The 25,160-nt window shown below is 61.4% G+C and carries 20 protein-coding genes; 12 read left to right on the top strand and 8 right to left on the bottom strand.

The features are described from left to right. Positions 1-69 precede the first annotated feature (69 nt). Positions 70-999, top strand: a complete 930-nt coding sequence (locus tag U5A89_RS07120; protein ID WP_338160494.1) for a phytanoyl-CoA dioxygenase family protein — start codon at positions 70-72, stop codon at positions 997-999. A 566-nt stretch (positions 1,000-1,565) separates the two neighbouring features. Here the strand turns inward: U5A89_RS07120 and U5A89_RS07115 are convergent. Genes U5A89_RS07115 through U5A89_RS07095 form a run of 5 tightly spaced genes read right to left on the bottom strand, consistent with a single transcriptional unit; the run spans position 1,566 to position 6,260 of the window. After that, the gene (locus U5A89_RS07115) at positions 1,566-2,279 is read right to left on the bottom strand and encodes a class I SAM-dependent methyltransferase (protein WP_338160493.1); all 714 of its coding nucleotides are present in this window, start codon (positions 2,277-2,279) and stop codon (positions 1,566-1,568) included. Continuing rightward, complete coding sequence (locus U5A89_RS07110; protein WP_338160492.1) at positions 2,215-2,883, bottom strand: tetratricopeptide repeat protein; 669 nt, start codon at positions 2,881-2,883, stop codon at positions 2,215-2,217. The genes U5A89_RS07115 and U5A89_RS07110 overlap by 65 nt, the downstream gene beginning before the upstream one ends. A 20-nt stretch (positions 2,884-2,903) precedes the next feature. Then, a complete protein-coding gene (locus tag U5A89_RS07105) occupies positions 2,904-3,665 on the bottom strand; it encodes an SDR family NAD(P)-dependent oxidoreductase (RefSeq protein ID WP_338160491.1) in 762 nt (253 codons plus the stop codon). Next, positions 3,652-5,727 (bottom strand): AMP-binding protein, encoded by a 2,076-nt coding sequence (locus tag U5A89_RS07100; RefSeq protein WP_338160490.1) that lies wholly within the window; start codon positions 5,725-5,727, stop codon positions 3,652-3,654. Before U5A89_RS07100 ends, U5A89_RS07105 begins: the two co-directional genes overlap by 14 nt. Next, the gene (locus U5A89_RS07095; RefSeq protein WP_338160489.1) at positions 5,724-6,260 is read right to left on the bottom strand and encodes a thermostable hemolysin; all 537 of its coding nucleotides are present in this window, start codon (positions 6,258-6,260) and stop codon (positions 5,724-5,726) included. Before U5A89_RS07095 ends, U5A89_RS07100 begins: the two co-directional genes overlap by 4 nt. A gap of 295 nt (positions 6,261-6,555) precedes the next feature. Between U5A89_RS07095 and U5A89_RS07090 the strand changes: the two genes are divergently transcribed. The 11 genes from U5A89_RS07090 to U5A89_RS07040 all read left to right on the top strand — a co-directional run bounded on the left by U5A89_RS07090 (position 6,556) and on the right by U5A89_RS07040 (position 17,115). Next, positions 6,556-6,957, top strand: coding sequence for a phosphatase PAP2 family protein (locus U5A89_RS07090; RefSeq protein WP_338160488.1), 402 nt, complete (start codon positions 6,556-6,558; stop codon positions 6,955-6,957). 69 nt (positions 6,958-7,026) lie between these two features. Next, positions 7,027-7,554, top strand: coding sequence for an RNA polymerase sigma factor (locus tag U5A89_RS07085; protein WP_338160487.1), 528 nt, complete (start codon positions 7,027-7,029; stop codon positions 7,552-7,554). A 56-nt stretch (positions 7,555-7,610) separates the two neighbouring features. Next, on the top strand, positions 7,611-8,573 hold the full coding sequence (locus U5A89_RS07080; protein ID WP_338160486.1) for a FecR family protein: 963 nt from the start codon (positions 7,611-7,613) through the stop codon (positions 8,571-8,573). A 91-nt stretch (positions 8,574-8,664) separates the two neighbouring features. After that, a complete protein-coding gene (locus U5A89_RS07075) occupies positions 8,665-10,881 on the top strand; it encodes a TonB-dependent receptor (protein ID WP_338160485.1) in 2,217 nt (738 codons plus the stop codon). Positions 10,882-11,521: 640 nt separating this feature from the next. Then, positions 11,522-12,301, top strand: a complete 780-nt coding sequence (locus U5A89_RS07070) for a polysaccharide deacetylase family protein (protein ID WP_338160484.1) — start codon at positions 11,522-11,524, stop codon at positions 12,299-12,301. Continuing rightward, positions 12,270-13,418, top strand: a complete 1,149-nt coding sequence (locus U5A89_RS07065; RefSeq protein WP_338160483.1) for a glycosyltransferase — start codon at positions 12,270-12,272, stop codon at positions 13,416-13,418. The genes U5A89_RS07070 and U5A89_RS07065 overlap by 32 nt, the downstream gene beginning before the upstream one ends. Before the next feature lie 54 nt (positions 13,419-13,472). Next, positions 13,473-14,429, top strand: coding sequence for a hypothetical protein (locus U5A89_RS07060; RefSeq protein ID WP_338160482.1), 957 nt, complete (start codon positions 13,473-13,475; stop codon positions 14,427-14,429). Beyond that, on the top strand, positions 14,426-14,932 hold the full coding sequence (locus tag U5A89_RS07055) for a DUF2141 domain-containing protein (protein WP_338160481.1): 507 nt from the start codon (positions 14,426-14,428) through the stop codon (positions 14,930-14,932). The genes U5A89_RS07060 and U5A89_RS07055 overlap by 4 nt, the downstream gene beginning before the upstream one ends. Before the next feature lie 2 nt (positions 14,933-14,934). Continuing rightward, positions 14,935-15,621 carry a glycosyltransferase gene (locus tag U5A89_RS07050; protein ID WP_338160480.1) on the top strand — a complete coding sequence of 229 codons (687 nt, stop codon included), beginning with the start codon at positions 14,935-14,937 and terminating at the stop codon, positions 15,619-15,621. After that, positions 15,618-16,106 carry a glycosyltransferase gene (locus U5A89_RS07045; RefSeq protein ID WP_338160479.1) on the top strand — a complete coding sequence of 163 codons (489 nt, stop codon included), beginning with the start codon at positions 15,618-15,620 and terminating at the stop codon, positions 16,104-16,106. Before U5A89_RS07050 ends, U5A89_RS07045 begins: the two co-directional genes overlap by 4 nt. 271 nt (positions 16,107-16,377) lie before the next feature. Further along, positions 16,378-17,115 (top strand): COG4705 family protein, encoded by a 738-nt coding sequence (locus tag U5A89_RS07040; RefSeq protein ID WP_338160478.1) that lies wholly within the window; start codon positions 16,378-16,380, stop codon positions 17,113-17,115. A gap of 121 nt (positions 17,116-17,236) precedes the next feature. On the opposite strand, the gene U5A89_RS07035 is transcribed toward U5A89_RS07040, so the two are convergent. From U5A89_RS07035 to U5A89_RS07025, 3 genes are all read right to left on the bottom strand, one after another. Further along, on the bottom strand, positions 17,237-17,443 hold the full coding sequence (locus tag U5A89_RS07035) for a transposase (RefSeq protein WP_445190691.1): 207 nt from the start codon (positions 17,441-17,443) through the stop codon (positions 17,237-17,239). A 9-nt stretch (positions 17,444-17,452) separates the two neighbouring features. After that, positions 17,453-17,584, bottom strand: a complete 132-nt coding sequence (locus U5A89_RS07030; protein ID WP_338160477.1) for a hypothetical protein — start codon at positions 17,582-17,584, stop codon at positions 17,453-17,455. Between the two features lie 336 nt (positions 17,585-17,920). Further along, positions 17,921-25,123, bottom strand: coding sequence for an autotransporter outer membrane beta-barrel domain-containing protein (locus tag U5A89_RS07025; protein ID WP_338160476.1), 7,203 nt, complete (start codon positions 25,121-25,123; stop codon positions 17,921-17,923). Positions 25,124-25,160 lie beyond the last annotated feature (37 nt).

Raw genomic sequence — 25,160 nt, 5'->3', positions numbered from 1 at the left:
CCATCTGTCCGATCCAGATCACCATTATGAGAGCCTGAACGACGCGTACACAAACTATAGGAGAGAAGCATGGCAATTGGCGACGCTGTCCTGATGGAGGACTATACAGATAACAACGCCCCGGTAAGGAAGACGGTGCCTTTGGATTTCGACGGACCGCTGCCGCGCCCCACGCGCAGCATCGATGAGGTCAAGCGCGACCTGGACCGTGTCGGCTATGCGATCATGGCGGATGTCTTGACACCCGATGAAGTCAGCGAGGCGCGTCAGGCGCTGGTCAGTGAAATCGCTCGCGAGGAGGCGATCGACAAGAACCGGGTCAGCCGATTCTTCACCGACCCGGACGACAAGAATTGCCGCCTCAGCCGCCTGCCCAACCGGCATCACATGTTCCGCGATTTTCTTGAACATCCGGTCGCGCTCGAATTCACCAAATATATTCTCGGGCCAACGTTGCTGAACGAAAGCTACCTCGTCCACAGCTATGGCGCGAACCTGACCCGGCCGGGCAGCGGCGAGCAGTTCATTCATCTCGACCGTGGCATGGACTTTCACGATCAGACCAAGCCGCTCCAGTCGCGCTTCATCTGGTGCCTCGATCCCTTCGATGAGGAAAATGGCGCTACGCGCGTGGTGCCGGGCAGCCATTTGTGGAACGATCGCATCGATATGACGGGCGCCACCTATTATGAATCGGTGCCCGCAGAGGCGCCTGCAGGGTCGCTCCTCATCTATTCTGACATGCTGCTCCACGGAACGGGCGCCAATATCTCGACGGATCGGGAGCGCGCCGCCGTGATCGTGGGCTATTGCCCGCCATGGTGCCGACCGATGATCAACTTCCCGCTCGTGCTCGATCCGGAGGTCATGGAAGGGACATCGCGCACATTGCGCCAACTCCTGGGCTATGGTTCCGTCTCGATCGGTTTCGATGAGCAGTGGGACAGCGCTTCGGATCAACTCCGCAGCCTCTGCGTGCCGCCGACCATCCAATATTGATCGGAAGGGCGTTCCGGGCCGTTGCAAAGCCACGGCCTGGAATTCCGTTTCATGTCATCTTTGACGCATTGGCAGGTCAAGCCAAGTAAGCGCACTGTTACATTTGTGGCGGCGCGCTGGCTTGGCGGTGGATTAGGGCAGTATGCCGGAAATCGGATTAGCCACCAACTCAAGGCTGATAAAACAGCCAACCTCTCAGCCATAAGCCGAAAGGCACTTTCGCTAGGGATTTTAAGGATTTCTTACTGAAAGGCTGGTGGCTTACGATACTAGAATAGTGCCTTGTTTTATCTGATTTTGGTTTTTTTGAAACGTCAACCTGACCGATATCCCCGGACCTTTTTGGCGCTTTTCGGCGCGTGTTCGAGTCACAAGCTACCGTAAAGCTAGGCATCACTGACATGCTGATTCGTGGGATGCTGGTCTCAGGGGGCACCTCTCGGCTGGCGCGCAATAGCCTCTGCTGGCCGATTGCAGAATGTCAGCTTCGAAGCAGGAACGTCGCGATAACTGCCATCCAAATGTGTAAAAGCACAGCCATAGCGCGCGACCGTACCAATTGGGTGTCATGTCCAAACGACACGGTTATCGTATGCTGTCACGATAATCCCTCCAACGTCCTGAGCAATGGCAACTGATCTGACGTTCAAGCTGTCCAGCGCAAATCCGGCACCGACCAAAATTTCCGTCAACTGATCCGCCGTGAAATGGCGGTGCGTTTCCACGCCCGCGAACCGCCAGCGCTGCATCGTCGCAGCATCGGTGACATAGATGCACAATCGCCCACCGGGCTTTAGTACGCGCCGGATTTCGGCAAGCACGACACCATGATCCTCCCAAAAGTAGAGGACGTTCGATGCGATGATCCCGTCGAAAAATCCATCCGGATAGGGGAGTTGAGAAAAATCGCCCGTGCTCAGGCACACGCGACCAGCACCAATCGCCCGTCGGTTCAGGCGACTGGCCTGACGTAGCATGGTGTCGGACCGGTCGATGCCATAGACGCACCGCGCGGTATTGGCGAGCAGGGCCACGGCATGTCCCGGCCCGAAGCCGATATCCAACAGCATCTCGCCCGGCCTGGCGTCCAGCGCATCGACCACAAGGCGCGTCGGTCGATCGTTCGCGACCCGCATCATGCGACCGATCGCTCTTCCTACAAAACCCTGCGGATTGCCGAGTTGCCGCCCGATGCCATGCCATAGCGACATCGGCTCAGCGCTGCGCCTGCTGACCCAGCTTTGCCAGCAGTGCGCGAGCTTCAGCGCGACGGCCAGCATCCCACACCGGGCGGCCGCTGTCGGGCGCAGACCTGAGCGCGCGAGCCAGATAGCTGCGCGCGCCTGCATGGTCGCCCTTCGACATCAGATAATCGGCATAGAAGAAATTGGCGTCCAGACCGTCCGGATCCTGTGCCAGTGCCGCCTTCAAATAGCCTTGGGCCTTGGCCGAACTGCCAAAACCGATCGGGAAACCGGGCACCTTGTAGTAGAGGACGCCCAGGCTCATCGCCACGCCGCCATCGGCCGCTTTGGGATTGAGGGCGTAGGCTTTGGCCAATATGTCGCGCGCGGATGACGCAAGGCCCAGTTGTCGGAAGACGCTGGCCTGCGCCGCCTCTTCGCTGGTGACGATCCCCTGCCAGAGCAGCGGTTCGGCCTGCCCCGGATATTTTGCAGACACGGCGGCGGCCTGCTGCGCCAACTGGTCGAGCTGTCGATACTGGTCGCTCTTGTCCCTCACCTGATATTTGATCCGTGCCCATTCCGTGTTGATGCGCATGACCTGCGCATCCATCGCAGGATTGTTGGCGGCATGGGCCAGCCCCGCCGTCGCCATGAGCGGCAGCAGGATCGCAAGGCGCAGGTTGGAAAAAACGGACATCATCCTATCCTTCATCACTATCATTGGGCCGGGAAAAGGCTGCGGGCCTTGATCGTCTGGGCGGACAGCCCGGCATCGATGGCGCGCGGCAACAAGGCGTTGATCGCCATGAACAGGCGTTCGCGAAAGCCGATGACGACGTCCCGCTCCCGTGCCACGATGGCCGCGACGATACGGTCGGCCACGACGGCGGGATCATCGGCGGCCATCCCGGTCAGGTCCATAAAACGGTTGACGTCACTATTGTTGAAAGCGGTTCGAACGGCACGCGGCGCGATATGGGTGACGGCGATGCCGAGGCCATGCAGTTCCCGCCGCAAGCCTTCGCTCAATCCCTGCAATCCCGCCTTGCTGCTGGAATAGGCGGCGAAGAAGGGATAGTTGATCGCACCCATGACGGATCCGATATTGACGATCTGCCCGGTCTTGCGTGCCTGCATCTGCGGCAATATCGCGCGGATGACGGTGGCAGGGGCGATGAGGTTTACGACATAGCCCAGCCATATGCTGGCGGGCGCCTGGCGCTCCATCGGCCCGAAATATTGCACCCCGGCAATGTTGACCAGGATGTCGACACGGCGCGCGGCGAGATTGAGCGACAGGTCCGCCAACCCGCTCTCGCTCGACAAGTCGGCGATGATGCTTTCGTCACAGGTGGTGCATGCGACCCGATCGACCCCGACCACCCAAGCGCCGCAGTCGCGCAGACGCGCCGCCACCAGCGACCCGATGCCCCCGGCCGCGCCGGTCAGAACGACCTGCTGCCCGTCAAGCCGCCGCATCGAGCGTCTCCATCGGGATGGATGCGAACAGGGCGGCGAACAGGCGATAGATGTCGCGGGCCATGGCCACGATCGCGGCCTGATCGGCCGGGTCGTCGATCCGGTTCATCAGGTCGGCAAAGAAGCGGACATGATCCTGGTCCAGCGCGCCATGCGACGTCAGATATGTGAAGGCCTCCGGCGGGAGGCCCAGCGCCGCCTGTACCGCTGCGGCGCCGTGACTGGCCAGGGCGACGCTGGTCCCTTCCAGCACATGCACCATCCCGAAAAATGCAACCGGATTGCCGGTTCGAATGACGCGATAGGCGTGATCCACCATCGCCCGCGTCGCGGCGTTGGGCGCGCTTGCGGCGACCGCTGCTGTATCACCACCAGCGGCCGCGATGTCGGACAGGATCCATTGCTCATGGCCCGTCTCTTCCGCGATATACTCATCCAGCGCGGTTACCAGCATCGGTTTCTGGCTCAGCCGCGATCGCGCTTCCTGCATTAGCGGCACGGTATGGCGGACATGGTGATAGGCCTGGCCTAGATAGGCGATATAGGTGTCGCGGCTGATCCGGCCGCTCAGCCCGGCCTGCAATTGCGGCACGGCGGCAAGACCGGCGGCGACGTCGGCGGTTTCGGTAATCAAGCGATCGTAAAAGGGCATAAAGGGACGTCCTTGCAGATGGGCGGTTGCGATGACAGCACGGCGGATCCGGCCATTGCCCGTAAGTTGGCCGTTCATGGGGGTAAAAGGCGCGACCCGCCGCCAATGGGCGATGCGGGCATAGTCAGGCAGCCGTGCGTTAGCGGACGCGACCGCCGCGTCGATATCCGCGTCCGGCGTGCGCGGAACGATCAGCGCGCCCAGCCTCGCCTCCCCATCGCCATGGACCATTGCCTGCGCGACAGCCGGATCGCCCAGCAGCAGGCTTTCCACCCATTCGGGCGATATGTTGCGGCCATGCGAGGTGATGATGAGGGTGGATTTGCGTCCCTCGATCCACAGGCGGCCCGCTTCATCGAACCGTCCAATATCACCAGTATGCAGAGGGCCATCGGGCACCGCTTCGCCGATCCGACCGAGGCATGCGGGGCCGTCGATCAGTATCTCGCCATCCGGGGCGAGGCGTAGATGGTTGCTGCCGATGCTGACCCCAACGCTGCCCCGACGGATTTCGGTCGGCCGCTCCAATGTCACGACGGATGCGCATTCGGTCATGCCGTAGCCCTGCCGAACGGGTAGCCCGAACGTCATCGCTGCGTCGATCAGGGCGGGCGGCACGCGCGCGCCCCCGACCGCCACCAGCGTCAGGTCGGGCAATCGCGCCCCGGTCTGCGCCAGCACCGCAACCAGACCGGCCAGATATTCCGGCACCAGGATCAACGACGTGATCCGCTGCGCGGCGATCACCCGCGCCATCATGGCAAAATCGGGCTGGAACGGGTTGCCAAGCCCCACATCCGCTTGAGGCAATGCCACATAGGTGCCGCCCGCGATCATGGTCGCGTAGAAACCGGCAACATTTTCCAGCAGAATGCCCGGCGGCAATAGCGCAAGGTGACGACCTGCATGGGCGTTGCCGACGAAGTCGATCACCGATTGCGCCACTGCCATCATATGCGCGGCCGACAGGCAGATGCCCTTGGGCGTCCCGGTCGAACCGGATGTGAAGCTGATCTTGGCCGTGCCCGCGTGGAGCGGCACGGACGGCGAATCCAGCAGCGTGAAGCTGAAGTCGTCGGCTTGGCCGGACCGGCTGCCGACCAGCGCGCAGGCACCGCTGGCCCGCAAGGCATGATGCCGTTGCTCTGCCGAGAAAAAGGACGGGATCGGCAAGGCGGGTATTCCGCACCGTAACAGCGCCAGGTCAGCAACACAGGCAGCAGGTCCGTGATCCAACTGGATGGCAACGGGGGACGTCCCGCTGAAATGTCGGCCGAACATTGCGTTTGCTGCATCGATGGCCTCGCTGAACGCCGCCCAGTCAAGCGTCCCCTGCGTACCGCTCTCGATCGCGATCCGATGGGGATGGGTCACGGCGCGGGCGCGAATGATGGTCGTCAGGGCGCTCATGCCTGTCGCTTCGCCCATCGCGCCAGTCCCGCCTGCCCTTCGGCGATGAAGCCCGCGCACACGATCGGATTTTGCGTATAGTAACGCCCCCACCGCGCCGCCGCCGCGCCCAGCCGATGCGGCTGCGCTGGCGCGAGTTCATGCAGGGTGACGCCAAGGCGCCGTAACATCGTCCGAAGCGAGGATGTGAGGACAGCGACTGCGATCTCGGCTTGATTGCCCAGATCATTCGCGGCGCGCGCCCATAAGGCGACCATCGCGGAGGCCGTTTCCGCCGCCATATTGCCAATTTCCACTATGTCGTGACGTGCCACCCGTCGGCCAAGCAGCGTGCTCAGATGCACCTCGACCGGCGCGTCCAGATAGGCCTCAAGAAACAGCCGTCCTTCACCGGCGCGCCGAAAGCCCAGCGCCGCGCCGATCACGCCGTCCCGAGCATGGGCGGCAAGGAAAGGGAAATCGAAATTGGGAACAGCGCCATGGACGTCCGCATAGCGGCGCTCGATCATGGTTAGGGCTGACTGATGATCCACGCATGAACTCCTGATTGCCCCCACGACGTCGGCATCGACCGGCCACCGCAGTTGGCGCACAACATTTTTTCACGCGAAACGTCATGGTCGCACTGCGGTGGCTGTCGGCCGCTGCCGTCGTGCGCCCATGGGCCATCCCGCCCAGGGGAGCTTTCCGATGAAGCTAGCCTTGCGCGCACTATGTGGTGCCGCCCTCTTTCTTTGCCCGGTTCAGGCTTTGGCCTCGCCTCATGGCTGGTCCCAGGCCAGCAGCATCGCAAGGACCATTGTCGTTGCGAGTGCGCTTGGGCTGCCCGTGCTCAAGGACGATTGGAACGGCGCATTGCAGGCTGGCGAAAGCGTGGGCGCCGCCTTCCTGGTGTCAGAAGGCCTGAAGCAGGCTTTTCCGGAAATGCGCCCCGACCAAAGCGATCGGCAGAGCTTTCCGTCGGGACATACGGCAACCGCTTTCGCCGCTGCCGCGTCACTCCAGAATCGCTATGGGTGGGAAGTGGGCGTTCCAGCACAATTGGTGGCCGCCTTCGTAGGTGCAGCTCGCGTGCAAGGGCGCAAACATCATTGGCATGACGTCGCGGCTGGCGCGGTGATCGGCGAAGCGGCCGGGTTCCTGCTGACATCCCGCCGCGACGAGGGGGTCAGGATCACGCCCTGGGCGGAAAGACGGAGCGCAGGGATCGATTTGGCGATGCGCTTCTAGGACATTGTGCGGGTGCCAGGCAGCAAGATTTTCCTTTCGGCGCGGGCGGATATTCGACACACAGGTCCAATGGGTGCGGATCATGAGAACGACCTTCAATCGGCCTACGGTGTCCATCACACCGAACTGCTGCGGTTTCTGATCGCGCGGGCGGGCGACCGGGCTGAAGCAGAAGACCTGCTTCAGGAACTATGGGTCAGAGCGCAGACCCAGCCATCAGGGCCAGTTGCCAACGGCCGCGCCTATCTGTTCCGTATGGCGCAAAATCTGATCGTCGACCGTCTGCGCGAACGCCAACGCCGTATGGCCCGCGAACGCCGATGGTCCGATCAGGAAACCGGCTTTGCATCGGTCGGGATCGAACCTGCGGACCAGCGGCTAACGGCCGAGGAGGCGATGCTCGACCGAGAGGAGGTCGCCGCACTGGTGTCCGCTGTGGCGACCCTGCCAGAAGGCGCGCGCCGTGCGTTCGAACTGCATAAGCTGCAAGGGCTAAGCCATGGCGAGGTCGCCGCCCGGCTCGGCATCAGCAGGAGTGGCGTTGAAAAACATATGGCCGTGGCAATGAAATATCTGCGCCGCGCGTTGATGGACTGAGGTATGACAATTTTGCGACGTCTAGGAATTATAGGGATATTGGAAAGGCTCTCGCCATGACGGCGCGGTCGGACATGGATGAGGCGATGCTGGAGCAGGCTCTGGCTTGGCAGACGGCGCTGGAAAGCGATGATGCGGACTGGGATGGCTATATGGCCTGGCTGGAAGCGGACCCGCGGCATCGCGAGGCGTTCGATACGGTGGCGCTGCTTTCGGCTATGGTCGAGGATCACCGGGTCGAGATTGCTGATGTCCTGGAGGCGAAGACGCCCATGGACGCCGCGTCACCCGAGCAGTCTTCGCGCCGTTTCCTGTATCTGGGTGGAGGGTTGGCTGCTGCCGTAGCGCTGATAGTGGCAGTGCCGATGATCCAGACGGCGCAATCGGTCGAGCGCTACAGCGCGGACGGCGGCAAGAGCCGCACCATCGCACTTGGCGACGGCATCAGCGTCACCCTCTCGCCCGCCAGCCAGATTGTGATACGCGGCAAGAACGCACGCCAGATCGAACTGGCGAAAGGGGAAGCCTATTTCGATATAAGGCATGATCCGGCGCGACAACTGTCGGTGGCGGCGGGCGACTATCGCATCGTCGATATCGGTACCCGATTCACGGTCAACCGGCTAGGCACCGCGCTGCGCGTGGGCGTAGCGGATGGGCGCGTGACCGTGGCGTCTGCCACTATGGACCAGCCGGTCCCCGTTGCGGCGGGCCAGCAATTGACGGGAGACGCCACGTCGGTGACGCTGTCGCCCGCGCCATCCACTGACGTCGGCAGCTGGCGCGCGGGTCGGCTATCCTATACCGACACGCCAATTGCGATGGTGGTCGGCGATATCGTTCGCTATACCGGCAGGCCGGTATCGATCGACCCTTCGCTGGAGAAGCGCCATTTTTCGGGCACATTGGTCATTGGTGACGGATCGAACCTGCTTGCCGATCTTGCTTCCGTTCTGGCTATCGAAGTGCAACGCAAAGGCCGCGGTTTTCACCTGCGCTCTGGTACTGCTGCTCGCTGATACAGGCTTTGGATCGGCGCCTGCGGAAGCGAAAGAGGCCACATATCGCATCGATGTCCCATCCGGGCCGTTAAGCGCCAATCTATCCCACTTGTCGGCAATCGCAGGTGTTTCCATCGGCCTGCCGGGCGACATGCCGCATGTGACCAGCGCGCCCGTAAAGGGCACCATGTCCGTGGATGCCGCGCTACGCCGAATGCTCAAAGGTAGCGGATATCGCGCCGTCCGGCTGAACCCGGCGCTCTATCGCCTCGAACACGAAGCCATCGCCCGGCCAGCGCCGTCACCGCGCCCCGTCCCCGTCGCCCCGCATCCTGGTCTTCCCGCACCCGACATCGTCGTGACCGCGCAAAAGCGCGCCCAATCCCTCGCCACCGTCCCGCTGTCCGTCTCCGTGCTGTCGCTGGATGATCTGACATCCGGGTCCAGGACGCCGACCAGCCAGGACATCAGCCTGCGTACGGAAGGGCTTTCGATGACCAATCTGGGTCCGGGCCGCAATCGCCAGTTCATTCGCGGCGTGGCCGATAGTCCGTTCAACGGCCAGAGCCAATCGACGGTCGCGGTACAGGTCGATGACGCGCGCGTGACCTTCGACGCGCCCGACCCCGACCTGCGGCTGATCGATATGGACCGGGTCGAAATCCTCAAAGGGCCGCAGGGTCCGCTCTATGGATCCGGTGCGCTGGGCGGCATCTATCACATCGTCACGCGCCAGCCCGAGTTGGACAAGATCAGGGGCGCCATTCGCCTGTCCGGCCAGGCCGTCGCCCATGGTGGGACGGGCACCGGGGGCGAAGCGATCGTCAACATGCCGATCGTGCAGGACAGGCTGGCGATGCGCGCGGTCGCCTATCGCTTTCTCGACGCGGGGTGGATCGACAGTGGGCGGGGCCGAAAAGATAGTAACGTGGTGAAAACCGCTGGCTGGCGTCTGGCCGTGCGCTGGCGTCCATCGGATCGGTGGACGGCGGATATCGGCGTCGCGCTCCAGGATCTCAATGTGCGCGACAGCCAATATGTGCTGGCGGGCCGTAACACGCTCCGCCGATCGACCCTGTTCGCCGAACCCAGCGACAACGACTTCAAACTAGCCCATGCCCGGATCGAAAGCGACTTGGGAAGCGTGAAGTTGTTGTCGGCGACCAGCTATGTCGATCATCACTTCACCTATGCGCTGGATGCCACGGCCGCTGCTGCGCGGTTTGGCATTCCCGGGAACATTCTGTTCACTGAGCAGCGCGCCTACACGCTGTTCAATCAGGAATTGCGGCTTACGCCTTCGGGCGACGATCACTGGCTGGTCGGCCTGTCCTATCTGCGCGCCACCACCGGGGTCAGTTCCAGGCTATTGGCGCAGACCGACATGGCGGCCCCGGCAGCGGTACAGGCGCTCGATCGGGTAACGAGCGAATATGCCCTGTTCGGCGAAAACAGGATTTCCATCCTTTCGGGCCTGGAGGCGACAGTGGGTGCCCGGCTGTTTCGTTCGATCGCAGAAGATGAACGGACGGAAATCGCCGACATACAATCGCAACATATCAGCAAGACCATATTGTCCCCCAGCTTTGCCCTGTCGTTACCGCTTGAGGGAAAGGGCATTGTATATCTGCGCTATGCCCGCGCGATGCGGCCGGGCGGCCTTGCACCGACGGGTGAGGGCGACGGCGGCAGGTTCCATGCCGATGAACTGGATACAGTCGATCTGGGATTCCGACGAACTGCCGCAAACGGCCAGCTCTCGCTCTCCGCCAGCGGCTATTTCACCCGATGGAGTGATATTCAGTCGGACTATCTGCTGCCCAACGGGCTGGTTGCTACCCGCAATGCGGGGCGCGGCGATATCATCGGCGTGGAGGGTGCCATAGACTGGACGCTTTTCAGCGGCCTTAAAGTATCGGCGGGCGGCACTATTCAGAATGCGCGCCTGACGCGCGCGGCCGATGGCCTGAAACTGGATGACACCCGCCTTCCGGTGACGCCAAACGTTAGTAGCCGGTTTGCCGTGATCCAACATCTGAACTTGAATGAATGGGATGGCCAAGCCGTCATCCAGGCCAATTATGTCGGCAAGGCGCGCCTGAGCTTCGACAGTGATCTCGATCGGGAGATGGGCGGCTATGCCACCGTCACCGCCTTTGCGGACATGTCGCGGTCAGGCTGGACTGTCGGCGTGCGGATCGACAATATGTTGGACGTAAAGGGAGACAGTTTCGCCTTCGGAAACCCCTTCTCCATCCGAAACGCCCCCCAGTTCACGCCACTCAGACCACGGGCGCTGACTGTTTCGCTCGCGCGCCATTGGTGACCATGCGGGTGCCGGGCGCGACAGACGAAACGACGCGGTATGAGCGATACGGCGCGCAGCAACGATAAGCTCTATCTCCAACCTGCTGCCGACATGTCAGCCCAACCCTTCGCCATGCACGAAGGATGCCGCTCTCTCGCCCCCCTACATCTAGCAGGTAGGCCGTGCGTCATTGATTCATGTTTGCTGAAGACGCTCGCTCTACATGGGAATAGCCGACTGATGCGCTAATGCTTTGGGCCATCGGGATAAAGGCTTCCTGCAACACCAAGATATGCGGATTGCGGCCCTGCGCGCGTAACTTGCGCCAGTGCGCAACCATGCGGCCGACCAGGGCAAGCCACGCGTCATGGCGCAACCATGTTTGATCACGTTTTCTCTTTCAACCCAACTGCGGTGCTGGCCCCGCATGTCGTCCTGCAATCAGCTGGGAGATTACAAAAAATGCTACGGGCGAAGAGATACGGGATGTCGGAACTGTCATTCGCTACGGGCAGCCGCGATGGCCCCGGTTCGTCAAGCTGGCGGCTTTTGCTATCGTCGATGCGCAGGAATCCATGCGACCATGACCTGGGCGACACGGGAAGGCACGGCGTAACGACCGCACGCCTGTCCTTTGCCCTGCACGTCGGCCTTTGAGATGCGCAGCTTGCTCGTCGCCATTCACGATGTCGGTCCCGGGTTCGAGGGGGAGATCGACGGCCTGCTCGATCGGCTGACACGGCACGTCACGCCGCAGCATATCGCCATGCTGGTCGTGCCGAACCATTGGGGCAAAAACCTGCTTGTGACCGGATCGGCGTTTGCAGCCCGGCTGCGCGGCTGGTCGGACCTGGGTATCAGCATGTTCGTCCATGGCTGGTTTCATAAGGATTTTTCGACCCATAACGGCGCCATCGCCGCGCTGAAGGCTCGGCATATGACGGCGGGAGAGGGTGAATTTCTGGGCCTGGACAAGGCAGCGGCCGCCGCCCGCATATATGCTGGCAAGACGTTGATCGAAACCATCACCGGGCGTCCGGTCGCAGGCTTCATCGCTCCGGCCTGGCTGTACGGGGATGGCGCGAAAGCGGCGCTTGCGGAGTCCGGTCTGGCCTTGGCCGAAGATCATTTCAAGATATGGAGTCCGCATTCGGGCAGGATCGTCGCGCGTGGGCCGGTCATCACCTGGGCCAGCCGCAGCAGGGCGCGCATAGCCTCGTCCCTGCTTGTAGCTAGGCTGTTGCCCCATGCGCTCCGTTTCGCTCCGGTCGTGCGCGTAGCGGTTCACCCGGGCGACGTCCATTTGCCTGCGCTGCTTGTCAGCATCGATAACGTTCTGCGCCGATTATGCGCCGTGCGAACTCCCATGCGGTACGAAGACCTTCTCAACTATCCGTCTGTCGCCCATGCGTATCCTGACCTTCCTGCACAGCTTTGAACCGGGCGGGGTCGAGCGGGTCGCGTTGCGGCTGGTGCGGCAATGGCGGGAAGAGGGCGTCGACGCCCCGCTCTTCATGGGCCGGTCCGCAGGCGCGATGCGGACCGAACTCGCCAACGATCTCGCCTATTACGAGCCGCCCCAACCGGGCTTCTCGACCGGCTGGTGCGAAACCCTGTGGATGATCGTCACCTTGCCTGGTTTCGTCCGGCGTACCGCACCCGACCTCCTGTTCTGCGCCGGCAACAGCTATGCTGTCGTCGCCGTCGCGCTGAAGCTCGTCATGGGCAGGCGCTGTCCGCCGATCGTGGCAAAGGTCAGTAATGATCTGGACCGGCGCGACATGATGCCGCCGGTCCGCCTGCTGTATCGCGGCTGGCTATGGATACAAGGACGCCTCATCGACCGCTTCATCGGCATGGAGCAGCCCATGGCAGAAGAGATCGGCGCCGCGATGCGTATCACGTCCGATCGGATTGCGATCGTTCCTGATCCGGCGCTTTCCCGCAGCCAGATCGACCAGCTTCGCATGATGGACCGTCCCAGGTCAGGTGGGGATACCGGCGTCCGCTTCATCGCGGTGGGACGGCTGGTGGCGCAAAAGAATTTCGCCCTGATGCTACGCGCCTTTGCCGCAGGGGCCGGTGCCGCCGATACGCTCGTCATCTATGGCGACGGTCCGGAACGGGCAAAGCTGGCGCGCCTGATCGACCGGTTGGGTCTGGCGGGGCGTGCAAAGCTGGGTGGCCATGTCGCCGATCCAGCCAGTATGCTTGGCCATTTCGACATATTCCTGCTGTCGTCCGATTATGAAGGCGTCCCGGCCGTGCTGCTCGAAGCCATGGCCGCAGGCCTGCCCATCATTACCACCCGATCCAGCCGCAGCATCGCTGCTCTGCTTATGGACGGCCTTCTGGGGACGATCGTTCCCACCGGCGACGTCGTCGCGCTGGGCCAGGCGATCTGCAATGCAGCGACTTTGCAACAGGATGCCACGGCCAGCCTGGCCCAAGCCAAACGTTTCACGATCGAGGAGGCCGCGGGCGACTATCTCTTCGTCTTCGCCGCTCTTTTGCACAAACGCCATCGCAGCGAAAATATTTCCCTGACCGACTGAGGTATTGCCGAATGGGTGCCGTCGTGCGGGCGAGCCAACAATAAAGAGCAGCATATGACCGGCTTGACCGCTTCGGGCGCCACCCTTCCGACGTCTCTTGATGCCCATAGCGGGCGTCACCCTGGATCGCTCATAGATCCTGAACCGCTGATCCGATCGGGCCGCAACTGGACCCGCTGGATCGGACCGCTTGTATCCCTTCTGATCCTTGCCGTGGCTCTCGAACAGTTCAGGGGGCTGGACCGAGTCACGCTCTGGTCACTGCTGCCGACGAACATCCTCTTCTGGGTCGCGTTCCTCTTCTATTATACGGCAGGTCCGCTTTCGGAATGGATTATCTTCCGTCGCCTGTGGAACATTCCGCTGGAGGGTTTTGGCGCGCTGCTGCGCAAGCTGGTCAGCAACGAAATTCTGCTGGGCTATCTGGGCGAGGTCTATTTCTACGCCTGGGCGCGCCGCAATACGCAGATCACCGCCGCGCCCTTCGGTGCGATCAAGGATGTCACCATCCTGTCGGCACTGGTCGGCAACATCGTCACACTCGTCATGGTGACGGCTGTCATTCCCCTCTTTATCGCGGTCGATACCGGTGCGGGGCGATGGGACATCATCGGCTCCATCCTGTTCATGCTGGCATCATCGCTGGCCGTGATGCTGCTGCGCAATCGCCTCTTCACCTTGCCCCGTGATGAATTGTGGCGGGTGACGGCCATTCAGTTGTTACGGATCGTCGCCACCACCCTGCTGGCGGCGGCGATGTGGCACATGCTGCTTCCCTCCGTGGCGCTGAGCTGGTGGATATTGCTGGGCACTCTGCGCCAACTGGTGTCGCGCCTGCCCTTGCTGCCCAACAAGGACGTCGTGTTCGCTGGCATGGCGGCCTTCTTCATCGGGACGGACAATGAAATCGTTTCAGCCATGGCGCTGATGGCGACACTGATCCTGGCCGCGCATCTGCTGGTCGGCACGGTCCTGGGTGCCGCGGAACTGATGCAGGAAGGACGGCCATGATCCTGACGCCCCTGTTGCTGGCGGCGTCGGCGATCCCGTCATCGCCCGATCTTGGCAAGGCCGCAGGCCAGTGCCGGCCCGGGGAAAACACATCTGCATTTTTGGTGGACGTCACGGGTCTCAAGGACCGTAAGGGGCGATTGAAGCTGGAACTCTACCCGGCAAATGATGCTGATTTTCTGGCCGACGACAATGTGCTGGTCGCAGCGGGCAAGGCGTTCGCCCGCGTGGAAACCGGGGTGCCGGCAACCGGTCCGGTGTCGCTGTGCATCCGCGCGCCGGGACCAGGCACCTATGCGCTGACGGTGCTGCACGATCGCGATTCCAATCGCCGCTTTGCCGTCTCCACCGATGGCATCGGCTTTGCGGGCAATCCCAGGCTCGGCCTCTCCAAGCCGTCGGCTGCCGCGGCGAGCGCACCTGTCGGCGAGGGGCCGACCCATCTTTCGATCAGAATGAATTACCGCAAAGGCCTTTTTTCCTTCGGACCGCTGGAGCGATAACCATGCGCATTGTCGACGTCTGTGCCTTTTATGCCCCGCAGGGTGGCGGCGTGAAAACCTATGTCGAACGCAAGTTGCGGGCTGGACAGGCCGCAGGGCATGAGATCATCATTCTTGCACCCGGGCCGCATAATGCACAGGTTTCGATGAGCGGAGGGCATATCGTCACTCTGGCGGCACGCCGTTTTCCCCTCGACCGGCGCTATCATTATTTCGACGACGAAGCCGCGCTGCATGCCATGCTTTCTCGCCTTGCACCCGACATAGTGGAAGTATCCTCGCCCTGGTCAAGCGCGGCGATGGTCGATCGATGGCGGGGCAGCGCGCCCCGTGTCCTCATCATGCATGCCGACCCCCTGTCCGCCTATGCCTATCGCTGGTTTGGATCGGTCGCGCGGCGCGAAACGATAGACCGGGGCTTCGACTGGTACTGGCGCCATCTTCGCCGGCTCGATCGCGCGTTCGATATGATCATCAGCGCAAGCGAAGGCCTGTCCACGCGGCTGCGCGCGGGCGGACTGGAACGGGTTCACACCATCGCCATGGGCGTTGAGCCGGGGCTATTTTACCCGGGGCTGCGCAACGAACATTTACGGGCGCGCCTTCTGGCCCGCTGCGACCTGGACGCCGACGCGACCCTGCTGATCGGCGTTGGCAGGCACGCCCCGAAAAACGCTGGCCCCAGGTGATCGAAGCCGTCACTTCGGCGGGGTACAGGCGTCCCGTTGGTCTGGTGATCATGGGTGACGGGCGCGACCGGCGGAGCGTCCGCAGGGCGGCGGCCAACAATCCCCATATCTGCCTGCTCGCACCGACAGGCAACCGATCGTCGCTGGCCGAAACGCTGGCGAGCACCGATGCGCTGGTCCACGGGTGCGAGGCGGAGACATTCTGCATGGTCGCCGCCGAAGCGCGCGCCAGCGGGTTGCCGGTCATCGTACCCGACAGCGGCGGCGCGGCCGATCAGGCCATGCCCGGTACCGGCCTGCACTATCGCGCGGGGCAGTCGTCCGATTTGGCACGGGTCGTGTCCGAATTTCTCAATAGCGACCCAACCGCCTATCGCCAGCGCGCGTTACAGGGCGCGGCGGACGTCACGACGATGGACGACCATTTCGATCGACTGTTCGACGTCTATGCTCAGTTCGAAGGGATGCGGCGTCATGCTGCGTGAACAGCCTCTGCCCCTAGCGGTAGCCTCACTGCCAATCGCTGCGATCGCTCCAGCCCCGGCGCCCAAAATTGAAGGCCGCCTGCGTCATCGGAGGATTGCTGCCGACAATGGCCAAGGATTTCACAGACAATGTAGTTGCCGGTGCTGGCCAATGATGGTTCGCATCATCTGGTGGGCGTTGGGAAGCTGAACATACAACGAGGCGATGACATGCAGCCAAATTGCGGAGTGTCGTGAACATATGACCCATGCTCATCCCCCTATATCCCCGATGATCAAGGTTCCGGCCGTTACGTTGGGTTTCTGGATCATCAAGATATTAGCGACCACGCTGGGGGAAACAGCGGGCGACACGGTGAGCATGAGCATGAATTTGGGCTATCTTGCCGCAAGCGCCATCTTCATGGCCGTCCTCGGCATTCTGGTGGCCTGTCAAATCCGGGCGCACCGCTATTGGGCTTGGCTTTACTGGGCGACGATTATTGCATCGACCACCGCAGGCACCACAATGGCAGACTTCGCCACGCGGTCGCTGGGTATCGGATATACCGGCGGCTCCCTGCTGCTTCTGACGCTCGTCATCCTGTCGCTTTCACTATGGCACCGCGCCCTTGGATCGATTTCGGTCGAAACGGTACATGAACCGCGCGCCGAACTCTTCTACTGGATCACCATCACCTTTTCGCAAACTCTGGGCACGGCGTTGGGGGATTGGATCGCGGATACCGGCGGCATGGGCTATAGCGGTGCGGCGGCCCTGTTCGGTGCGACGTTGGGATGTCTGCTGATCCTGTACTTTTTCACGAACATAAGCCGGGTGACGCTGTTCTGGACAGCCTTCATCCTGACCCGCCCACTTGGCGCTGCCGTCGGCGATTTTCTCGACAAGCCCATCGACCATGGGGGTCTGGCTATCAGCCGTCCGCTCGCATCGGCTATCCTGTTAGCGGCGATCGTCATGCTCGTCGCGATCTTGCAGATTGCAAAGACGCGTGGGCCAGCGGAATGAACCGACCAGCAATGAATGCACGAACGTCACTTGGACCTCACGTAAATTCGGTATTGGACAGCACCATAGGAGCGCCAAGCAAAAGTTAGATCCCTGCCTCTCAACGGCAGGTGTTGCCTATCTAGGCCGCGTTGACAAAGTTCGACAGCCATTTGCGGATAGCAGCGAGGTTAAGGGAGCTGGCGAATGACAAGGCGGTTTTGTCGTATCCGGTGGCGATGCGGCAGAATTGCTTGAGATGGCCGAACATGCGCTCGATACGGTTGCGGTCACGATAGCGGCGGAAATCGCAAGGGACGGGCTCGCGGCGGTTAGCTTTGGGCGGGATGAAACATTCCTAGCGGGTCACGTCGTCGCGATCGAGCCGGGCGATATTCTCGATGAGCGAGGCTTCCAGCGCTGCCGCATCGTCAGCTACCTCGATCACCGCACAAGGCAACGCCTCGGCTTCGCCGCGCTCCTCTGCCACCGCCCTGTGCAGTATATTATACCCTGTGACGGCTTTACCTTAGCCATGGCGCTTATCATCGCCGCTCTACCCCCTCCAAAGCGGCTCCCTGAACCTTGGCTCCGCCGTTGCATCCACTTCGGCGGGGTTTGTTTTTATTATGGGCAAACGGCGTAAGCGCCCGACCCGGTAACGCCGATCGGCAGATTTGTGGCAAAGGTGGGACATTCCGGACATCCGCTAAAGGCAGGTAGGTCGCGGTTATCGGCCGTCGTGGGCAATGATGTCGGAGAGAAAATCACGAAAGAATGTCGCTCCGACATCGCCAGATGCTTTCTGACTGCGCACCTCGATGTCTTAAAAGGCGAACTTCATCCCGATATTGGCTGATGCCCGGCGATCATCCTCACTGTAGGTCTGGGCGGCGTTGGCGAACAGGGAGAGGACGGAACTGACCCGCATCTCCGCGCCGCCGCTGACGCTGCCGACCAGTCCGCCACGGCGCGCTCCAAGCGAGAGCAGGCCTTGGTTCGCGCCTGAAAGGCCTGCCAGCGCCTCAACATGGCGGCCCTTGAGCTGATATTGGACGCCCAGGCGCACAAACGGACGGAATGGCGCGTCCGACGCCCGGCTGCGGCTAAAGGCGATGCCGCCATCGGCGAACAGGGCATCATGCTTGTCTTTCGCTACGTCGAGCGCCCAGACGCTGCCATTGTCTTCGCGCACGCCAGTGCGGGTCGTCGCGACATAGGTCAGGCCGATGTCCGGCTGTGCCGCCCAATCGCTGCCCAGCACCGCCTCATAGGAGAGGGACAGATCGCCCACCCAGTTTTTGAGGCGGAAACGGCCATGCGCCTTGCCGCCATCGGGCGTCAGGCGATCGGTATCGGCATCGAGATGATGATAAGCCAGCGTTGCGTCGAACCGCAATGCCCCCAACGCATAGCTGCCCGCAACCCCAGCAAACCAGCCATCGGCGTCGGTTTGCGATCCCAGCTGGCGCAGCGTCTGGCGCGAGTCCAGATAGCCGCCAAAGCCCGCAATTGACCAACGATCGGTGCCGATGCCCAGCCCGCCGAGCAAGCCGTAGCTACGCGAACGGCTGGCGGACAGGCCAGCCTGGTCGTCGGCCGCGATCCGGCCCAGACCGCCCAGATACTGGCCGATGCTGAATGCGCGCGGCGCGTCGTCGCCCGACAGCCGAGCAATGCTGCGCGTGGCATTGGCGATCGTCAGACCATTCTCCACGCCAGTCTGGGTCGCAGACGCATAGGGCTCGGCGGTCAGCCGCGCGAACGCGGCGCTGTTCGACGCGCCCGATGCGCTCGCCAGTATCGGCAGCGCGTCGATCAGGCCATCGCTCGCCGTGCCTGCACCAATCACACCATTGGTATAATCGATGGCGCGTCCGACCTGCGGCGTGAAGGTGCCATTATGGAGGAACTGACCTAGCAGGCGGATGCGCTTGTCGTCTTGAATGACGAAGCCGAACAGACTGTCGGGTTTCACGATGCTGGTGTAGCTGCCCGATATACCACCATTGGCGATGATGAGGTCCAGCGTGGTGCCGGGCTTCACCTGCTGGTCGGCGGTCAGGACAAGTCCGGCGCCCTGCGCGATCGTCAGCGTGCCGGAAATCAGCAACTGGTCGGATAGGGTCGGGCTGATCTCCATCAGCGTGGTCGATCCACCCGCCAGCGCGACATTGCCGGTCACGGTCATCGTGCCAGGCGATGCGCCGGGGCTAAGCGTCCCTGCGACATTGACATTGCCGATCACATGGCCAGCGGACCCGAACGTCGCCCCCTGGCGCACCGAAATGCTGCCCGCGCGGATGGTGGAGCCAGCAAGCCCCACTAGACGTCCGCTGGTCAGGTCGATCACTCCGAAATCGGCGTTACCCGAAACGGTCGCATAGCCACCACTCATGTCCAGCCCGGTGATATTGCCGACCGCTGCAAAGCGGACCGGTGTAGCCGCGCTGCCGGCATTGAGCAGGATACGGTTGCTGCCCGCGCCGCCATCGATCGATCCCGCAAACACGCCGTTGATGACGAAGCGGTTGTCGGCGCTACCGAAGGTCAGGCTGTCCGTGGTCAGTGAGGCGCCGCTCGCAAGCGTCAGGTCGCCCTCCACATTCAGGCTTTGCAAGGTGAAGCCGTTGGCCAGCGTCAGCATCGCCGCGCCGCGCGCCGTGATCGCCTCGAAACCGAGCAGGCTGTTGGCGTCGAGCGTGCGGGCGTTGGCCATCCCCAGGATCAGGCCGTCATTGCCAGCCCCGCCTGACAAAATCCCTTGCCAAACCGCGCCATCGGCGAGGGTTACGATATCATCGCCGCCAGCCATGTCGATCTGGCCGAGCAAGCGACCGCCTGCAGCGATTTCAAGCCGTTCGCCGACATCGCCAAAACGCAGCGCGCCGTTGGCGCTGCCAAGCTGACCCGTCACGATGAGGGCGCCGCCAGCCAGTGACACGCTTTCAAAACCAGTTACGGCACCGGACAGCGTGACCGGACCCTGCGCGGCGAAGGTCAGGCCGTCATTGCCCGCGCCGCCATCATAGCGGCCCGCCGCACGCGTCAGGTCGAAGATCATCGCGTCATTGCCGCGACCCAGTTGCACGCTGCTCGCGTCGCCGGTCAGGCGTAATTGCGCTTGCGCATCGCTGCCCAAGATCTGGCCGACAAACTGGCCGTTCGTGGCGAGGGTCAGGTTGGTGCCAACAAGGCTGATCAGGTCATAGCCCTGATCCAGCGCCAGGGTTAGTGTTCCCTGGCCTTCCACCGACAGTTGTTCAAAGCCGGTCTGGGCACCGATGCCGCTGCGATCATCGGCCAGGATCACGCGATAGAGATCGGTCCCGGTGCCGCCATCGATCAGCCCGGCCACGCTGCTGCCCGCCTGCTCGGTAAAGCTGTCGTTGCCCGCGCCCATGGCGACAAGGCCACCGATGCTGCCGCCGTTGACGATGCTGTCATCGCCACCGGCCAGTGCAATCCCCCCGACGATCGTGCCAGCGTTCTTCACGCTGTCATTGCCTGCGCCGCCGGTAATGGTGGTGGCGCTGGCGCTGCTCAGCGTCTCGCCCGCTGCAACCGTGACGGTGCCGCCATCCAAGCCGATCGTATCAAAGCTGAAGTCGCCCGAATAGCTGACATTGCCCTCGCCGATCTGGACGAAACGCTCGAAATTGACGAACTGGTCGCCATTCACCGCGCCGCCGCCCGTCGCATCGACAATGAAGCTGTCGGTGCCTGCTCCGCCATCAACCGTGCCTTGGAGGATCGCACTCGCCAACTGGGTAAAACTGTCGTCGCCGTCGCGCAGATAGACATCGCCGATGATCGTGCCGCGATTGACGATCACATCGTCGCCAAAGCCCAGGTCGATCGATCCGATGATCGTGCCGCTGTTGGTAACGCTGTCCGCCGCAAAGCCAACCGCCTGGATCGCCCCGGCCAGATAGGGATTGCCGCGCCACAGGGCGAGTTGGTCGCTATCGCCCAGGACCGTGCCGGCGCCACCCCGGATTGTGCCGGCATTGTCGAGTGTCAAGGCGGCATTGGTCAAAAGGATTGCGGTGGACAGGTCGCCCGTCGCCTCGATCGTGCCGCCAGCTGTGTTGGACAGGGTTAGCGTCGTGGCGTTATTGCCGGAGAGGGCGATGGCGGCCGACGGCGTCGTATAGATGAAATCGCCATATCCCCAATAGGAATAGGTTTCAGTAAGTCCGTCACCATTAGCGCGAATCGTACCGCTGTTGGTGATGCGGGCAGTATCGGTTGTGTTATAATAGTTCAGCGACAGGTTGACTGCAGCGCTTCCCAAGCCATTGGTTTCGATCAGTCCGCTATTATCCAGCCGATAATCCCAGCTACTATCCCCAGCAGAGTAATCATTGCTGATTGCGATGGCGCCGCCATTATTAGTGCGGATCGTTCCCCTGTTTTTGAGGGAAACATTACCGCCACTTTCGCCAGCAAAGCGCGTAATGATCGACATCGGACCATTCAAAACGCCGCTATTGTCTATGTCTATGCGACCTACCACGTCATCGGCAAAAGCGGCATTCACAGCCACGCCTCCATCAATCAGCCCATCATTACGCAGGCTGATAGCGGAGATACCATCGCCATATAGATTGACCGCACCAAAGGCGGAGCCGATGATCGTGCCGCTATTGGCGAAGTTGAGATCGCCCCGATAACCAGCTTGAACAACCGCTGCGATGCTATTGGCATTGCCGACACTGATGCTCCCCTGATTGTCAAAAGAGGTCGTCGCGCTAGCAAAACCACCGTTCAGTGTGCCGCGATTGACGAAGGATGCCAATTTTCTGGGGAGATAGGCGGCAAAAGCTTCAGTGGAAGAATAATAGCGAATGTCCGTCGACAAGGTCCCGTCGAGCGTTGCTAAGTTGACGATCGTGCCTTCGCCGCCGACGAACAGCGTATCGCTCGACGTCGCCGACGCATCGATCGATACGGTGGCCCCTGCCTGTGCCAGCAGATAATCGCGCTCGAACCCGATGTCCGGACGACCGCCCAGCATGACGGTGGCGTCCCGCGTAAAGATGCGACCGAACATGTCCTGACCATCACCGCCATCGATCGTCCCGGTCACGCCAAGATCGTCGCCCACTTGCAGGAAAATGTCATTTGCGCCGCCAAAACGCAGATCGCCTTCGATCGTACCGCCATCGGCAATGTAAAGACCGGAGCCGCTATAATAATCGACGCCGAACTGGACATCACCTTTGATGGTGCCGGCATTGCTGATTTGGCCATTGCCCAGAGCAATAGCTGCGCCGATACCACCACCTTGAATAACGCCATCGGCCTCGTTGCGGATAGACACCGTATAATAGGAACCGGTGATCGCTGCTCCGTTGACGCTACGGATCAGGCCGTTGTTCGTCAGATTAGCTCCATAGACGAGATAATCATATACAACAGCCGTTCCACCCATATCGATCGTACCATTGTTGACCAGCACATTGGCATTGACGATACCTCGCGCCGTGCCATCACTATCGGCGGCCTCCCGGATGACGCCGCTATTGAACAGCTTGCTGTTATCATAGGGCCAATAGAAACTACCATTGAAGACATCGGCCCGACTGACTTCGATAAGGCCGCTGTTGATCACGGTGCCGCCACCAGCCAGGGTCGTCAGCCGGTAATATTGGCCGCCCGTTGTACGCAGCGTTCCGGCATTTTCAAAGCTGTTACCTGCACCGACGGCGATCAGTGGTGCGCCAAAAGCATAGGGGTCGGCTATCGTCTTGGACAAGGTGCCGTGACTGACCAGCGTGACCGCGTTGGCAATTGTTTGCCCCTCTGCATCGGTAAGGTAGGACGCGACATTCATGCGGATCAGCGGATCAGAAAGGCTGCCGGTCATATCTGCCGTCAGATCGACGCTGCCCTGACCGGCAAAGATCAGCGTGTCGGCCGCTATGGTCGATCCAGTCAGCGTCAGCGCGCTGCCGGTAGTCAGATCATAGCCAATGCGCGAGAATATGCCTACCTTACCGACATTCGTCGCGACCGATCCGTCAATGATATAACGAAGATTTTCGCTGCCGTTGCCGGTGACCACACCGGTGATTCCAGAAAACTGGCCAGGGCCATCGTTCACGAAACTGGTCACAAGCGTGTCATTACCGCCGCCCAGGTTCAGGTTGCCGTCCAATACGCCGCCCGCACGCGCGATGAAGACATTGCTGGACGTCGCGTCGGCATAGCCGTTGCCGAAATCGACATCTCCTTGGATCAGGCCCGCGTTGGAAATCAACGAACCGCCTGAACCGGAATAAAGCGAAGACTGACGAACAGCCGCCGTGCCGCCACGTACGACGCCACCAGCTTCGTTGTAGAGAATGCCGCTATAGCCGAATTCCAGCGCCGCTCCGTCCGACCTGATCGTCCCGCTGTTGACCAGGGTGGAATAATGGAGGCGAGCGCCAATGGTGCGTCCTTCGATCAGACCGCTATTGGAGGAGCGGCCTTGATAGGCGTTGCTCAGGTCCGCGCCCATTCCACTGGTAGACTGGATCGTCCCGCTATTGGCGAGGGCTATCGTTGTGCTGACAGCCGTCCCGTCGGCAATAATGGAACCGCTGTTCGCAAGCTCATAGCCTCTAGTGAAGCGGACGGCGTTGCCACCGGCCGCAGTGATCGTTCCCGCATTGCTGAAATAGGATTCGTTACCCAAATCCACCGCGAACTGTTCGGGATTCTTCAGGCTGGCTCGGATGTTGCCTTCATTACGAACTGTCAGTCCGCCGGTCGAACTATAGTCGCTGACCAATGCCTGTCCGTCAGTGTCGATCAAGCCCTGATTGGTGAAGCGGTTTTCCGGATTGTAAAAATAAGGGTCTCCTCCACCCACTGCGATGGTGCTGGTCGAGAGGAAATCCGAACCCAGGGTCAACGTCGAATTCTTTCCGACCCACATGGCGATCTGCTCGAAACTTGCGGGTAATGCGATTCCTGCATTGAGGGTCGTATCTTCCTCAAAAAGATACCGCAGTGTATCCACACCACCGCCAGCGTCCAGTCGACCGGCAATGGCGCCGATACCGGAACTATCAGCGATGAACACATCATCGCCATCACCGAGCAGCACATCGCCCTCAATCGTTCCCGCGCGATTGTCGATGACGCTGCCGCTATAAGGATTTCCGGTGGTGGAGACGACATTGCCCGTGATAGTGCCGCTATTGGTCAATATGATCCGGCCACCGGTTTCGATCGCATTCCCTGCGCTTTCGATGCGGCCAGCGTTGGTGATCGACAGATAGTCGGGAGCGGTTACAGCTGCGCCCGACGCGCTGCGAATGACCCCCGTCGCACCATTGTCGAGGTAGAAGATCGTATTGCCGGCGATTGCTGCACCCGTACCCAGATTTTCGATCGTACCGGCATTTTCGACATAATTGCCTGGATTGAAGCTTCGATACTGGAAAATAGTAGCCGCAGTTCCGCTTGAACGAATGGTGCCGCCGTTTGCAATTGTGCCTTGGCCATAATAAGAATAATAATCAGGCAAATCGCTGATCGCACTATTCGCACCGCCGTCAATCAGCCCTTCATTGTCGAGCGAACCAACCTGACCTAAAATAGCACCAATAACGCCGGTCGCCTCGTTTCGGATCCAATCGAAGCGACCGCTTGCTGACGAATTGCCGCGCAGAGCGATACCGCTGGTCCCGCTTATTGTCCCGCTATTGTCGATCGTAACCCACGCCCAACCGCTATAGTTTCCGCCGTTCGGATTTACTTCGACGCCCACATCGCCTTGTATCGCGCCACCCTGTTCGACGACAATCGCACTCTGCGTCCGAACGCCATAAGAGTAATCGTAAGAATCCGGCTGGCTGGAAGCGACGACAATGCCGGCATTGGCACCAGATACTGTCCCACGAACGATGATCGTGGATGTGGCAGTCGCGTAACTGTCCGCTTCGACCGGCGGCAGCACCATGATGCTACCACGTCCTGGTCCGGAAACCACGGCGCCAGCATCGACCACAATCTGGGCCTTGTCGACGGCCACAACCAGTCCATTGGTTTCAGTGCCGCTGCAAGTCGTG

The sequence above is a fragment of the Sphingobium sp. HWE2-09 genome (assembly GCF_035989265.1).
Lineage (GTDB): Bacteria > Pseudomonadota > Alphaproteobacteria > Sphingomonadales > Sphingomonadaceae > Sphingobium.
The sequence above is the reverse complement of the archived record's forward strand: the minus strand, read 5'-3'. Positions and strand labels throughout refer to the sequence as shown.